The organism is Sphingobium sp. TKS (assembly GCF_001563265.1).
In the GTDB taxonomy this organism is placed as follows: Bacteria; Pseudomonadota; Alphaproteobacteria; order Sphingomonadales; family Sphingomonadaceae; genus Sphingobium.
Genome location: NZ_CP005083.1, coordinates 3,664,628 through 3,677,083, shown reverse-complemented (window position 1 = coordinate 3,677,083; position 12,456 = coordinate 3,664,628). Strand labels below are relative to the sequence as shown.

General features: G+C 64.6%; 14 protein-coding genes. 8 read left to right on the top strand and 6 right to left on the bottom strand.

Annotated features, from left to right (window positions below; translation table 11 throughout):
• Positions 1 to 39: 39 nt before the first annotated feature.
• A complete protein-coding gene (locus tag K426_RS18125; protein WP_066560091.1) occupies positions 40 to 465 on the top strand; it encodes an RrF2 family transcriptional regulator in 426 nt (141 codons plus the stop codon).
• Between the two features lie 206 nt (positions 466 to 671).
• Positions 672 to 1,328 (top strand): MBL fold metallo-hydrolase, encoded by a 657-nt coding sequence (locus K426_RS18120; protein ID WP_066561981.1) that lies wholly within the window; start codon positions 672 to 674, stop codon positions 1,326 to 1,328.
• Between the two features lie 2 nt (positions 1,329 to 1,330).
• Here the strand turns inward: K426_RS18120 and K426_RS18115 are convergent, their stop codons facing one another.
• Positions 1,331 to 1,762, bottom strand: coding sequence for an MAPEG family protein (locus tag K426_RS18115; protein ID WP_066560088.1), 432 nt, complete (start codon positions 1,760 to 1,762; stop codon positions 1,331 to 1,333).
• A 207-nt stretch (positions 1,763 to 1,969) separates the two neighbouring features.
• On the opposite strand from K426_RS18115, the gene rpmF reads away from it, so the two are divergent.
• From rpmF to K426_RS18090, 5 genes are all read left to right on the top strand, one after another.
• Positions 1,970 to 2,149: a 50S ribosomal protein L32 gene (rpmF, locus tag K426_RS18110; RefSeq protein ID WP_066560085.1), complete on the top strand. Its 180-nt coding sequence runs from the start codon at positions 1,970 to 1,972 to the stop codon at positions 2,147 to 2,149.
• Between the two features lie 68 nt (positions 2,150 to 2,217).
• Positions 2,218 to 3,243 (top strand): phosphate acyltransferase PlsX, encoded by a 1,026-nt coding sequence (gene plsX, locus K426_RS18105; RefSeq protein ID WP_066560084.1) that lies wholly within the window; start codon positions 2,218 to 2,220, stop codon positions 3,241 to 3,243.
• Positions 3,240 to 4,208 carry a beta-ketoacyl-ACP synthase III gene (locus K426_RS18100; protein ID WP_066560083.1) on the top strand — a complete coding sequence of 323 codons (969 nt, stop codon included), beginning with the start codon at positions 3,240 to 3,242 and terminating at the stop codon, positions 4,206 to 4,208. Before plsX ends, K426_RS18100 begins: the two co-directional genes overlap by 4 nt.
• A gap of 445 nt (positions 4,209 to 4,653) precedes the next feature.
• Positions 4,654 to 4,950, top strand: a complete 297-nt coding sequence (gene ihfA, locus K426_RS18095; protein ID WP_066560080.1) for an integration host factor subunit alpha — start codon at positions 4,654 to 4,656, stop codon at positions 4,948 to 4,950.
• A gap of 151 nt (positions 4,951 to 5,101) precedes the next feature.
• Positions 5,102 to 5,461, top strand: coding sequence for a MerR family transcriptional regulator (locus K426_RS18090; RefSeq protein ID WP_066561980.1), 360 nt, complete (start codon positions 5,102 to 5,104; stop codon positions 5,459 to 5,461).
• Between the two features lie 6 nt (positions 5,462 to 5,467).
• Here the strand turns inward: K426_RS18090 and K426_RS18085 are convergent, their stop codons facing one another.
• Genes K426_RS18085 through K426_RS18070 form a run of 4 tightly spaced genes read right to left on the bottom strand, consistent with a single transcriptional unit; the run spans position 5,468 to position 9,695 of the window.
• Entirely contained in the window at positions 5,468 to 5,989 is a 522-nt protein-coding gene (locus K426_RS18085) for a GNAT family N-acetyltransferase (RefSeq protein WP_066561978.1), read from the bottom strand.
• Positions 5,990 to 5,996: 7 nt separating this feature from the next.
• Positions 5,997 to 6,539 carry a SixA phosphatase family protein gene (locus K426_RS18080; protein WP_066560079.1) on the bottom strand — a complete coding sequence of 181 codons (543 nt, stop codon included), beginning with the start codon at positions 6,537 to 6,539 and terminating at the stop codon, positions 5,997 to 5,999.
• Positions 6,536 to 9,286, bottom strand: coding sequence for an ATP-dependent DNA helicase (locus K426_RS18075; RefSeq protein ID WP_066560075.1), 2,751 nt, complete (start codon positions 9,284 to 9,286; stop codon positions 6,536 to 6,538). Before K426_RS18075 ends, K426_RS18080 begins: the two co-directional genes overlap by 4 nt.
• A 52-nt stretch (positions 9,287 to 9,338) precedes the next feature.
• Positions 9,339 to 9,695 carry a PilZ domain-containing protein gene (locus K426_RS18070; RefSeq protein WP_066560071.1) on the bottom strand — a complete coding sequence of 119 codons (357 nt, stop codon included), beginning with the start codon at positions 9,693 to 9,695 and terminating at the stop codon, positions 9,339 to 9,341.
• Positions 9,696 to 10,065: 370 nt separating this feature from the next.
• On the opposite strand from K426_RS18070, the gene K426_RS18060 reads away from it, so the two are divergent.
• The gene (locus K426_RS18060) at positions 10,066 to 11,646 is read left to right on the top strand and encodes a lysine--tRNA ligase (protein WP_066560063.1); all 1,581 of its coding nucleotides are present in this window, start codon (positions 10,066 to 10,068) and stop codon (positions 11,644 to 11,646) included.
• A gap of 223 nt (positions 11,647 to 11,869) precedes the next feature.
• Here the strand turns inward: K426_RS18060 and K426_RS18055 are convergent, their stop codons facing one another.
• Complete coding sequence (locus tag K426_RS18055; protein ID WP_066560061.1) at positions 11,870 to 12,340, bottom strand: RcnB family protein; 471 nt, start codon at positions 12,338 to 12,340, stop codon at positions 11,870 to 11,872.
• Positions 12,341 to 12,456 lie beyond the last annotated feature (116 nt).

The following is a 12,456-nucleotide window of genomic DNA, read 5'->3' as shown; positions in this document are numbered from 1 at the left end:
TGGCTTGTCAAATCTTCGGCGGAAGCGAATAACAGCCCCATGCTTTCGCAGAAGACCCGTTACGCCATCCGTGCCCTCCAGCATCTCGCAGACCGCTACCGGCAAGGCCCGGTGCCCCTGAACGAGATCGCCACGCGCCAGAATATTCCGTCCAAATTCCTGACGGTGATCCTGTCGGAACTGGCGCGGGAAGGGCTGGTCGCGACCCAGCGGGGGCGCGACGGGGGCTATTGGCTGGCGCTGGCGCCGGTCGACATCAGCTATGGCGACATCGTCCGGCTGACGCGGGGTTCGCTGGCGCTTACGCCCTGCGCCAGCCGTTTCGCGCATGAGACGTGCACCAATTGCCTGCCCGAATCGGAATGCAGGCTGCATAGGGTGATGCTCCGCGTGCGCGATGAAACGGCCAAGGTGCTCGACAGCATCAGCCTGGCGGAACCGTTCGCCACGGAGAATGTGGGCTAGGGCCAATCGACATTCAGCCCTGACGGCCTGCAAATGGCGCTTTTCCGTGCTTCCGGTGCTCACGTACTTTTAGTACGCTGCGTTGAAGCGAGGCACGTGACTCGCTTCAAGGGTCACGAAAAACCACCATTTTCGGCATATCATCATCTGAATGTCGATTGGCCCTAAACCTTGCGCCCGGCGCGCAGCTTCGCCACATCAGCGGCATGACGACTCCGCCCCTGAAAGCCGCCCTGATTCCCGTGACGCCGCTCCAGCAGAATTGCACGCTTTTCTGGTGCACGGCGACCAATCGCGGTGCCTTCGTCGATCCGGGCGGCGACCTGCCGGTGCTGAAAAAGGCGGCGGAGCAGCATGGCGTCACCATTGAGAAGATCCTCGTCACCCATGGCCATATCGACCATTGCGGCCAGGCGGGTATCCTTGCCCGAGACTTGGGCGTGCCGATCGAAGGGCCGCATGAAGCCGACCGTTTCTGGATCGACCGCCTGGGCGAAGACGGTCAGAAATATGGCATTAATGGCGAGAGTTTCGAACCCGACCGCTGGCTCCACGACGGCGATCAGGTGACGGTCGGCAATCTGACGCTCGACGTCTATCACTGCCCCGGCCACACGCCGGGCCATGTCGTCTTCCACCACGCCCCCAGCAAGCTTGCCATCGTCGGTGACGTGCTGTTTCAGGGGTCGATCGGCCGAACCGACTTTCCGTTGGGCAACCATCAGGATCTGATCGACGCGATCACCGGCAAGCTCTGGCCCTTGGGCGGCGACACGGCGTTCGTTCCCGGTCATGGCCCGATGAGCAACTTCGCCCATGAACGCCGCACCAATCCCTTCGTCGCGGATTCCGTCCTGGCCTGATTCTATCGGATCATGGCCATGGCGGGCGGCGCAGGTACCTCCCGCGTCGCTCCATAGGCGACATACAGCGCGGCCACCGCCATCCCGACCATCACCACCCAGGTCAGCAGCGCCCCGCCAGCGCGCCAAACAGTCGATTTCTCCGCGTCCATCCCAAAGGCATGGGCGATTCGCGCCAACACCAGCGCCAGCGCCGCGCCCCAGAGCCACATCGACGCCCCGATCGCCAGTTCCACCAGTCCGAAGAGAATCAGCGTCACCGGCACATATTCGATGAAATTGGCATGGGCCCGCATCCGCTTGGCCAACAGCGCGCTGCCGCCGTCGCCATGCAGCACCTGGCCGGAAATCCGGATTCGCGCGCAGCGAACCCCCAGCCACATGTTGAGCAGCGCGCAGGCGGCGGCCAGCGTCAGTGTGATCGGCAGCAACATCGGATTTCCCCCGCATTATCGTGACGCGGCCAGAATAGGGCGACAGGATGCCGGGGCAAGAAGGACTTGCGCATGGGCCAAAAAGCGCTATAGGCGCAGGGCTTCGCGATCATCCGGGCCGCATGGGTCTGCGGCGCCGTTGGCGTCCGCATCCAGACGGAACTGGCCAGTCGCACTAAACGATCAATTACGGAATAAGGTGCCGACATGGCTGTCCCCAAGAGGAAAACGTCCCCCTCCCGTCGCGGCATGCGCCGCAGCCACGATTCGCTGCGCGTCGAAGCATTCCAGGAATGCTCGAACTGCGGCGAACTGAAGCGCCCGCACAATCTGTGCGACGCCTGCGGCCACTATAACGGCCGCGAAGTCCTCGCCGTCGGGGCCTGACGCTTAAGAATTTCTCCTGAAAAGGGTGCGTTAACTTGTCCAGCCAACCGCGAATCGCAATCGACGCGATGGGCGGGGATGAAGGCGTACGCGTGATGATGGCGGGCGCAGCGCTCGCCCGTCACCGTCACGAAGGGCTGCGCTTCACCCTTTTCGGAGACGAAGCGCGGATCAAGTCCGCGCTCGACCATCATCCCAATCTGCGCGCCGCGTCGGAAATCGTCCACGCAGCCGACGTCGTGGATTCGGGCGACAAGCCCAGCGTCGCCATCCGCAAGAAGACCAGCTCGATGAGCATGGCCATCGCGGCGGTGAAGGCGGGGACATGCGGCGCGGCCGTTTCGGCCGGCAATACCGGCGCGCTGATGGCGATGGCGAAGCTCGCCCTGCGCACCATGAAGGGCGTTGACCGCCCCGCGCTCGCCGCCATGCTGCCGACCCTGGGCGACAATGACGTGGTCATGCTGGACCTGGGTGCCAACACCGAATGCGACGCGCGCAATCTCGTCCAGTTCGCGGTGATGGGCGCGGCCTATGCCCGCATCGCGCTCGACCTGGAGCGGCCCCGCGTGCGTCTGATGAATATCGGCACCGAGGAGATGAAGGGCACGGAGGAAATCCGCGACGCCGCCGCGATCCTGCGCGCCGCGACCAGCCTGCCGCTATCCTTCGAAGGCTTCACTGAAGGCGACAAGATCGGCCGGGGCGATGTCGACGTGATCGTGTCGGACGGCTTTTCCGGCAATGTCGCATTGAAGACGGCGGAGGGCACGGCCCGTTTCGTGACCGACCTGTTGCGCACCGCCTTCACCAGTTCTATCCGCTCCAAGCTCGGTTTCCTGATCTCGAAGCCGGCGATGCATCTGCTGCGGCATCATCTCGACCCCAACAACCATAATGGCGCCGTCTTCCTTGGCCTCAATGGCGTGGTGGTGAAGAGCCATGGCAGCGCCAATGACAAGGGCGTCGCCAACGCCGTCCATGTCGCCGCGCGGCTGCTGGAGGAAGACATCACCCGGCGTATCGCCGCCGACATGCACGGGATCGAGGGGCTGACCGCTCCCGCATCCAGGATGGAGCTGCCCGCAAAGTGATCCGCCGATCCGTTCTCCTGGGCACGGGTTCCGCCCTGCCCGTCCGCTCCGTCAGCAATGCCGAATTGGCGCAGACCGTGGACACGAGCGACGAATGGATCGTCGAGCGCACCGGCATCCGTAACCGCTATATTGCCGGCGAGGGCGAAACCACCGCGTCGCTTGCCACCGACGCCGCCAAGGCCGCCCTGGAAGCGGCAGGCCTCAGCGCGCAGGATATCGACCTGATCATCCTCGCCACGGCAACGCCCGACCAGACCTTTCCTGCCTCCGCCACGATCGTTCAGGCGGCGCTCGGCATCAATGATTGCGTCGCTTTCGACGTGGCTGCGGTCTGTTCGGGCTTCCTCTACGCCATCACTGTGGCGGACAGCATGATCTGCTCGGGCGCGGCGCGGAACGCGATCGTGATCGGCTCGGAAACCTTCAGCCGCATCCTCGATTGGGAAGATCGCACCACCTGCGTCCTCTTCGGTGACGGCGCGGGTGCGGTCGTGCTGGGCGCGGAGGAAAGTGCCGACGGCAAGCGCGGCATCCTTGCTTCGAAGCTTCATGCCGATGGCCGCCATAACCAGCTTCTCTATGTCGACGGCGGCCCTTCGACCACGCAAACGGTCGGCAAGTTGCGCATGAAGGGGCAGGAAGTCTTCCGCCATGCCGTCACCAACCTCGCTTCGGTGCTGACCGAAGTGATGGAGGTCGCCGGCATGACCCCGGCCGAGATCGATTGGCTGGTCCCGCATCAGGCCAATGCCCGCATTCTCGACGCGACGGCGCGCAAGCTGAAACTGGCGCCGGAGAAGGTGGTGATGACGGTCGATCAACACGCCAACACCTCCGCCGCTTCGGTGCCCCTCGCGCTCGATCTCGCCATGCGCGACGGACGCATCCAGCCCGGCGATCTGCTGGTGCTGGAGGCGATGGGCGGCGGTTTCACCTGGGGCGCCTGCGTCCTGCGGGTGTAGGGCCGAATTTGGCCATTTGCTGACGCGTGATATCCGTTCGGGCTGAGCCCTTCGTCTGCCTGCCAAGGCAGGCGCTCAGGATAAACTTGCCTTCGGCAAGTCGAAGCCCTCAGCCGAGCGTCGCGAGGCTCCCATGCTTCGCCTTCGCTCAGCAGGGCCCTTCGACAAGCTCAGGGCGAACGGAAACTGAAAGTCCGCCATCCACCCATTTTCACATCCCCGAACCAATCCACGTCATATCTTGACGGGTCGGTTCCGCCGAGAATCGCTCACGCTTTCCCCCGGAACGCTCCAAGTCCCGTTCCGGGACCGCTATATCGCCAATTTTTCACGGTTTTTTAAGGATTTCGGCTGTGCATCATCTTGCCGAATCATGCAGAAGCGCGCACATTGTCAAATGATCACCCGCATTTAGGCTCGACGGGTGTCAAGGTGGGGAAGTGCGATGAGCGGTACAGGGACTCTAACGCGCGCGGATCTTGCGGAGAGCGTGAACCGTCATATTGGCCTCTCAAGGGCGGAAGCGGCAACCTTAATCGAATCCATATTGGAGCATATGTCCGTCGCGCTCGAACGCGGGGAAAATGTGAAGATCTCCAGCTTCGGCACCTTCGTCCTGCGCGACAAGACGCAGCGCATGGGCCGCAACCCCAAGACGGGCGTCGAAGTGCCGATCGAACCGCGCCGGGTGCTGACCTTCCGCGCCAGCCAGACGATGCGGGATCGGGTCGCTTCGGTCTGAGGCGCTCGGCATCGCGCGCCTGAAACGATGCGAAAATCAAAAACAAGAGGGCGCTGCAGCGGATTTGGTGCAGCGCGCTCCGAACGATCGCCAAAATAGCCATTTTCCCGAAGGTTGACCTTGGCGCCGCTAAGGGTGCAACATCATGACCATGGAAAAGGCAGAGGGCGCATTTCTGACGATCAGTGAGCTGGCGAGCGAACTCGATCTCCCGCAGCATATCTTGCGCTATTGGGAAACGCGTTTCACCCAGCTTCGACCGCTCCAGCGTTCGGGCAACCGCCGCTATTACCGGCCCGCCGATGTGGCGCTGGTGCGGCGGATCAATCATCTGCTGAATGTCGAGGGCTTCACCGTGCGCGGCGCGCAAAAGGCGCTGGCCGATGGCAGCGGCGATCCGCTTCCGGCATCGGTGGCGCCTGCGAAAAATGGCGAATCGATGCCTGGAGCCGATCTGCTTCCCCGGCTCGAAGCCATTCGGGCGGCATTGGCCAAGGCTATTGGCGAATAACTGTCATCATTCCAGCGGCGCTGCAAAGATCAGATCCCGAAACGGCACGTCGCCTACCATGAAGACCGTCTCGCTCACTTCGGTGAAGCCATGCCGCGCATAGAAACGCTGGGCCTGCTTATTGCGCTCATAGACCGCCAGCAATAATCGCTTCGCGCCACGCCACCGCGCTTCCTCCATCACCAGCGCCATCAGCCTGGCGCCATTGCCTCCACCCTGCCAGCCGGAGAGCAGATAGATGCGCTTGAGTTCAAGATCGCCCTCCCGCGTCTCGATGGGCAGCGCAGGCGGCGTCAGCAGGGCATAGCCGACAGGGGCGCCCAGCGGCGTTTCTCCGATCAGTAGCACCTGGTCGCGATCGGCCAGCGCCGCCGCATAATAGGCTTCTCCGTGCGCGCTGCGGATATGGGCGATCAGCGCGTCGCCCGGATGATCATGCGCGAAGCTGGCGAGGAAGGTCGCCCCGCCCAGTAGCGATAGCGCCGCCGCATCTTGCGCCTCCGCCCGTCGCCAGAGGATCGGCGTCACATGCCCCTCAGCGCGATCCCGGCCCCAAAGCCGGATCAAGGTCGCGTGGACGGGTGAAGCTGGCAAGGCTCGCGATATTGGGTTTCGCCTCGCTCCAATGGTCGATGGGCAGATCCATGACCGCGATCGAGGCGGTGGGGAATTTCACCTCCACATCCTCGCGCAGCGGGCTGGCGCCGTCGTCGGGGACGAGATCGAGGATCAATTCCTCCAGCCCCGGATTATGACCCGACATCAGCACGCTGTCGGCGCTGTCGGGCAGGTCGCGGATCACCTCGAACAGGGTGGGGGTGGAGGCCAGATAGATGCGCCGGTCCCAATGCGGATCGACCACCTCGCCATAGCTGGTGAAGAAGCTGTTCAGCGTTTCCACCACCCGCACCGCAGGGGATGCGACCACCATGTCGAACCGGATGCCCCGCGCCTTGGCGAATTCGCCCATCACCAGCGCGGCCTTCTCGCCACGACGGTTCAGAGGCCGGTCGAAGTCCCGCGCAACCGGATCGTCCCAATCGGACTTGGCGTGACGGAACAGGATCAACCGCTTCATTTTTGCTCCAGGTCGTGGGTGCCGGATTCGAGTCCCTGAAGCCCTAGCGCTGCATCGCCGCCAAGGCCAGCGCGGGAATGGCCGCTGACCGATATGATGGCTTCGTCCAGCGTCATACGGCGGATCGGCGTGCCGGGCGGAAAGGCGCTGAGCAGCCGGCTGGGCATGGCGGCGGAGAGGATGACGAAGCTTCCCCGGTCCTCCGCCCGCCGGATCAATCGCCCGAAGGCCTGCGCCATCCGCGCCCGGATCAGCCGGTCGTCATAGGCGCTGCCGCCCCCGGCCAGCTTGCGTGCGGCATGCAGCACGGTCGGCTTCGACCAGGGCACGCCCTCCATCACCACCAGCCGCAACGAATGGCCCGGCACGTCCACGCCGTCGCGCAACGCATCGGTGCCCAGCAGCGAAGCGCGGGGATCGTCGCGGAAAATATCGATCAGCGTGCCCGTATCGATCGGGTCGACATGCTGGGCGTAAAGCGGCAGTCCCGCCCGCGCCAGCCGGTCGGCGATCCGCGCATGGACGGCGCGCAGCCGCCGGATCGCGGTGAACAGGCCCAAAGTTCCGCCGCCCGCCGCCTCGATCAGCCGCGCATAGGCGCCCGACAGCGCCGCAATGTCGCCGCGCTTGATGTCGGTGACGATCAGCACTTCCGACCGTTCCGGATAGTCGAAGGGGCTGCTTGCCTCGAACTGCTCGGCGCCACGCGGCAAATGGTTCGCGCCGCTGCGGCTGATCGCATTGTCCCAATCGCCGCCGCCCTTCAGCGTGGCGGAGGTGATCAGCACCCCCTGCGCCGGTTTCAGCACCGTTTGCGCGAGGGGCCGCGTCGGGTCCAGCCAGTGGCGGTGGATGCCGATGTCGAACTCCCGCCCCTCGATCCGCTCGACTGCCAGCCAGTCCACAAAGTCCGCATCCGCCGGTCCGCCGGCCCGCGCCAGCAGCGCCAGCCAGGCGGTCACCAGATCGCGCCGCCAGCCCAGCGAGGCGATCGCCCCTTCGACCCGCGCCCGCGCCGCGCCGTCCAGCCAGTCGGGCGCATCCTCGATCACGGCCTCCATCCGCTTGCCCAGATGGGTGAGGGGGCGCAGCAGCGCATCCAGCGCCCGAGCCGCCTCCTGCGCCGCCTCGACCAGCGCGCCATCCGGTTCGGCCAGCTCGGTTTCCAGCCCATAGCCCGCATCGGCCTCGCCCGTATCGGCGGCCCGCGCATAGACCGTGCCGCGCACCGCCGCGAGCAGTTCCTCCACTGGCCCGAACGGCTCGCCCGCGACGATCCGCTTCAGCCACTCATCGGCGGGGAGTGCCCGCGCCGCCTCCGCCGCTGCCCGGATCGCCTCGCCGCCCTGCTCGTCATAGCTGGCGAGGTCTGACAGCCGCGCCGCGAGGCCGCGCCGCCGTCCGCGCGAATTGCCCTCCGGCCCCATCACCCAACGGCGCAGCTCGATCGCCTCCTGCCCCGACAGGGCAACGGAAAAGGTCGAATCCGCCGCGTCGAACAGATGATGGCCTTCGTCGAACACGATGCGCTGCGGCGCCTGCCCCGTTTCCCGCCCACGCGCCGCGTTGATCATCACCAGCGCATGATTGGCGATCACGATATCCGCGTCCGCCGAGGCCCGCGCCGATCGCTCGATGAAGCATTTGCGGTAATGCGGACAGCCCGCATAGATGCACTCGCCGCGCCGATCGGTCAGCGCGGTGGAACCGTTGCGCCGGAACAAAGTCGGCAGCCAGCCCGGCAGGTCGCCGCCGATCATGTCGCCATCCTTGGTGAAGGCCGCCCAGCGCGCCACCAGTTGCGCCAATATCGCTGCGCGCCCGGAAAAGCCGCCTTGCAGCGCATCCTCAAGATTGAGCAGGCAGAGATAATTTTCCCGCCCCTTGCGCACCACCACCCGCTTCGCCGCCACGGCGGGATCGGGAAAAAGGCGCAAGGATTCCCGGTCCAATTGCCGCTGCAACGCCTTGGTATAGGTGGAAATCCACACCGTCCCCTGCGCTTCCCGGGCCCAGAGCGAGGCGGGGGCGAGATAGCCCAATGTCTTGCCGATCCCCGTCCCGGCCTCCGCCAGCAGCATATTGGGCTGGTCGCGATGCGCCTTGGGCCGGAAGACGTCCGCCGCCGCCGCTGCATAGGCGCGCTGGCCGGGCCGCGCTTCGGCGCCCGCGCCGGTCAACTGCTCCAGCCGCGCCACCACTGCGTCGGATTGCAGCGAAACCGAGCGGGGGGCAGGGCGGGGCGGAACCTCCTCCCATTCCGGAAGCTTGGAAAAGAGCCAGCGCTCCGCCTCCTTCGGCTGAGCGATGCGGGGCGCCACCAGCGGCGCCCAGGGCCAGCGCAGCCGATGCAGCGATTGCGCCGCCGTCCAGCCGCCCTCGCGCTCCGCCCATGAGGGGGATTCCAGCGTTGCCAGCAAGGCGCTGGTCGCAGCCTGCAACAATGCGGGTATATCCGATTCACGCGCCGGACGGGGCAGGTTCAGCGCTTCGGCCAGCCCCTTGGGCGTTGGCACCAGAAAGCGCGCCGGATGGATGAAGGCCCACAGTTCCAGCAGATCGAGGCCGTTCAGATCGGGATAGCCCAGCCGCTGCCCGGTCAGCGGCGCATTCAGCAGCAGCGTCGGCGTCTCGGCCGTTCGCGCGATCGCGGCTCCCTTGGCGACGGCCTGCGTCTCGGTGCCTTCCCTGAGCCAGATGCCGCCATGACTGGCGTGAAGGGCGGGCAGGGCGGCGGGATCGATCACCCATATCGCTTAGGCGAACGGGAACAAAAGGGAAACCTGAAAAACGGGCGATTCAGCCGAACCGCCGTCCGAATCCACCCGCAGGGCGCGCGCCCAAGGTCCGGGGTTGAAAGGCCGTCGGCGCAAGCCGTGCCGACCGCGCAATCTCCAGCCGGTCGAACAGCGGCCCGTCGGCCAGTTCATAGGGGAAGCGGATGCCCATGCGGTCTTCTTCCGACCATTGCACCGTCGCGAAGACGACATGGCCGTCATAATCGATCTGGCACTGGCTGCGCACAGGCAGCCCGCAGCCCGCTATCTGGGCGCCGCCTTCGCTCAAATCGACGATCGTTCCTTCCAGGCTGTCGAGTACCGTGGTCACGATGACGGGAATATCGACGGTTATTCTGTGACGGCTGCGCGGCTGCATAGTCCCTCCTGAGCCCCCTCAAGAACTGGTCTGACTATGGAGCGGGTCGGTCCGGCGGGTCTTTTGCGCGCTGGCTGCGTCGTGATCTTGCCCCGATGTCTCCGCATCGTGGCGGCAATCACTCCTGTCCAGCACCCAAAATCCCTCGCCGTTCCTCAACCGCTCCATAGTCAGACCAGCTCTAAGCTCGTGATAAATATGCATCATCAGGGTTAATCAAAGTTAAAGACGGCCGCCCGAAACCCGCCATTCGTCTCCACTTTGGCACTGAAAATCGTTCCCTTTCGTCCATAGCGGATGCTTTGGCCTTCGCATTTTACGAATCGGCAGATGTTTCCATCTGACTGGAAAATGCTTAGGGGAGCGCATCATGACCGTGTCCGAACTTCTCCGCACCGCCGCGCAGGCGTCCAAGGCCTGGCCCTATGAGGAAGCCCGCAAGCTCCTGAAACGCTATCAGAACGGCGCGCCCGAAAAGGGCTATGTCCTGTTCGAAACCGGCTACGGCCCCTCGGGCTTGCCGCATATCGGCACGTTCAACGAGGTATTGCGCACCACCATGGTCCGCAACGCCTATCATGCGCTGTCGGACATCCCGACCCGCCTGATCGCGTTCAGCGACGATATGGATGGCTTGCGCAAGGTGCCCGACAATGTGCCCAATCAGGCGATGCTGACGCAGCATCTGGGCAAGCCGTTGACGCAGGTGCCAGACCCGTTCGAGAAGTTCGAGAGCTTCGCGCATCACAACAACGCGATGCTGCGGGATTTTCTCGACCGCTTCGGCTTCGACTATGAGTTCGTTTCGGCCACAGAGCGTTACAAGTCCGGCGCTTTCGATGAGGCGCTCAAGAACGTCCTGCGCCATTATCAGGACATCATGGACATCATGCTGCCGACGCTGCGCAAGGAACGGCAGGCGACCTATTCCCCGGTCCTGCCGATCAGCCCCAAGAGCGGCATCGTGCTTCAGGTGCCGGTGCAGGTGATCGACGCCGCCACGGGCCTCATCCGCTTCGAGGATGAGGGCGAGGTCATCGAACAATCGATCCTCTCGGGCGGCGCGAAGCTGCAATGGAAGGTCGACTGGGCGATGCGCTGGGTCGCGCTGGGTGTCGATTATGAGATGGCGGGCAAGGATCTGATCGATTCGGTCACCCAGTCGTCGAAGATCTGCCGCGCTCTGGGCGCCCGCCCGCCCGAAGGCTTCAATTACGAGATGTTCCTCGACGAAAAGGGCGAGAAGATCTCCAAGTCCAAGGGCAACGGCCTCAGCCTGGAGCAATGGCTGACCTACGGCCCGCAGGAGAGCCTTGCCTTCTACGCCTATCGCGAGCCGAAAAAGGCCAAGCAACTCCACATGGGCGTCATCCCCCGCGCGGTGGACGAATATTGGCAGTTCCGTGGCAACTACCCCAAGCAGGCGGTCGAGCAGCAGCTCGGCAACCCCGTCCATCACATTCATGACGGCGAACTGCCCGAAGGTGAACTGCCGGTCACTTTCGGCTTACTGCTCAATCTGGTCGGCGTGATGGGCGATGCCAGCCGCGAACAGGTCTGGGGCTATCTCCAGAACTATGTCGCGGATGCGAATGCGGAGACCTATCCGGAACTGGACGCGCTGATCGGCCATGCGCTCGCCTATCACCGCGATTTCGTCGCTCCGACGCTCAAGCGCCGCGCGCCCACCGAAAGCGAAGCCACCGCCCTGCGCAAGCTCGACGAGGAACTGGCCGCGCTGCCCGGCAATGCCACGGCGGAGGATATCCAGAATATCGTCTATGCCATCGGCAAGGACGAAGCCTATGGCTTTGCCGAGCTGCGCGACTGGTTCAAGGCGCTCTACCAGACATTGCTGGGCGCCGATCAGGGGCCGCGCATGGGCAGTTTCATCGCGCTCTACGGCATCGGCAACAGCCGCCGCCTGATCGCGCAGGCGCTTGCCGCCTGAGCCGGTGACATGGCGGAACATTCCGCTGCCTCGGGCGTTTCGGCATATGGTCCACCCCCTTTCGGACTGATGGTGCGCCTAGCGCGCGCCATCGGCCGCGCCCGCCCGGAAACGAGCGGCGCGGCCAAGGGGGCTTCACAATGGACCGCACGCGCCATAGCGCAAAAAGAAACGGCCCCTAAGCTTAACCCAGGGGCCGTTTCGTCATTCAAGGCGGGTCGGCTTACCAGAAGAAGCCGCGATGCACTTCCATCACCCGGCCGGTCCGCACGTTGACCAGCAGCACGTCGTTATAATGCCTCACCCACTGCAGGTTCGCGCCGGCACGGGGCAGGCGATAGCGATAGGGGTCGGAGATATAATAGCGCGAGTTGTAATAGCCCGGCCGGATCCGCGCACCGGCCTCCCAGCGATTATAACGGAAGGGCGCCCGCCAGTTGCCGCCGCGATAAACGTCGCGGTGCGACCTGCGGTAATCGCGCCAATCCTCGCGCAGTTCCTGCCTTGCGTCGCGCACGTCCCGCCGTTCCTCGCGGACGTCGTGCCGGCTGCCGTAGCGCTGGGCGTCGCGCAGCTCTCGCTGTTCCTGACGCAGGTCGCGGGCGCTGTCGCGCACTTCGCCGCGGGACTGGGCCATGGCGGCGCCCGGCATGACCGTAGCGGCCATCAGACCCAAGATAATCAATTTACGCATAGGTTTTCTCCCATAGCCTGGCGGCTGAAATCCGGTGGGAAGGGGGTAACTGTTCCCCGGCCCGACCGGTTCCGCCGACCACGAAGAGAGATATGCACCCCGCCGGCTGAACGGGT

Coding starts and splice junctions, on each gene's coding strand:
- K426_RS18090 (WP_066561980.1), top strand. CDS start 5,102: ATGGAAAAGGCAGAGGGCGCATTTCTGACGATCAGTGAGCTGGCGAGC.
- K426_RS18080 (WP_066560079.1), bottom strand. CDS start 6,539: ATGAAGCGGTTGATCCTGTTCCGTCACGCCAAGTCCGATTGGGACGAT.
- K426_RS18125 (WP_066560091.1), top strand. CDS start 40: ATGCTTTCGCAGAAGACCCGTTACGCCATCCGTGCCCTCCAGCATCTC.
- K426_RS18115 (WP_066560088.1), bottom strand. CDS start 1,762: ATGTTGCTGCCGATCACACTGACGCTGGCCGCCGCCTGCGCGCTGCTC.
- K426_RS18070 (WP_066560071.1), bottom strand. CDS start 9,695: ATGCAGCCGCGCAGCCGTCACAGAATAACCGTCGATATTCCCGTCATC.
- K426_RS18060 (WP_066560063.1), top strand. CDS start 10,066: ATGACCGTGTCCGAACTTCTCCGCACCGCCGCGCAGGCGTCCAAGGCC.
- plsX (WP_066560084.1), top strand. CDS start 2,218: ATGGGCGGGGATGAAGGCGTACGCGTGATGATGGCGGGCGCAGCGCTC.
- rpmF (WP_066560085.1), top strand. CDS start 1,970: ATGGCTGTCCCCAAGAGGAAAACGTCCCCCTCCCGTCGCGGCATGCGC.
- ihfA (WP_066560080.1), top strand. CDS start 4,654: ATGAGCGGTACAGGGACTCTAACGCGCGCGGATCTTGCGGAGAGCGTG.
- K426_RS18120 (WP_066561981.1), top strand. CDS start 672: ATGACGACTCCGCCCCTGAAAGCCGCCCTGATTCCCGTGACGCCGCTC.
- K426_RS18055 (WP_066560061.1), bottom strand. CDS start 12,340: ATGCGTAAATTGATTATCTTGGGTCTGATGGCCGCTACGGTCATGCCG.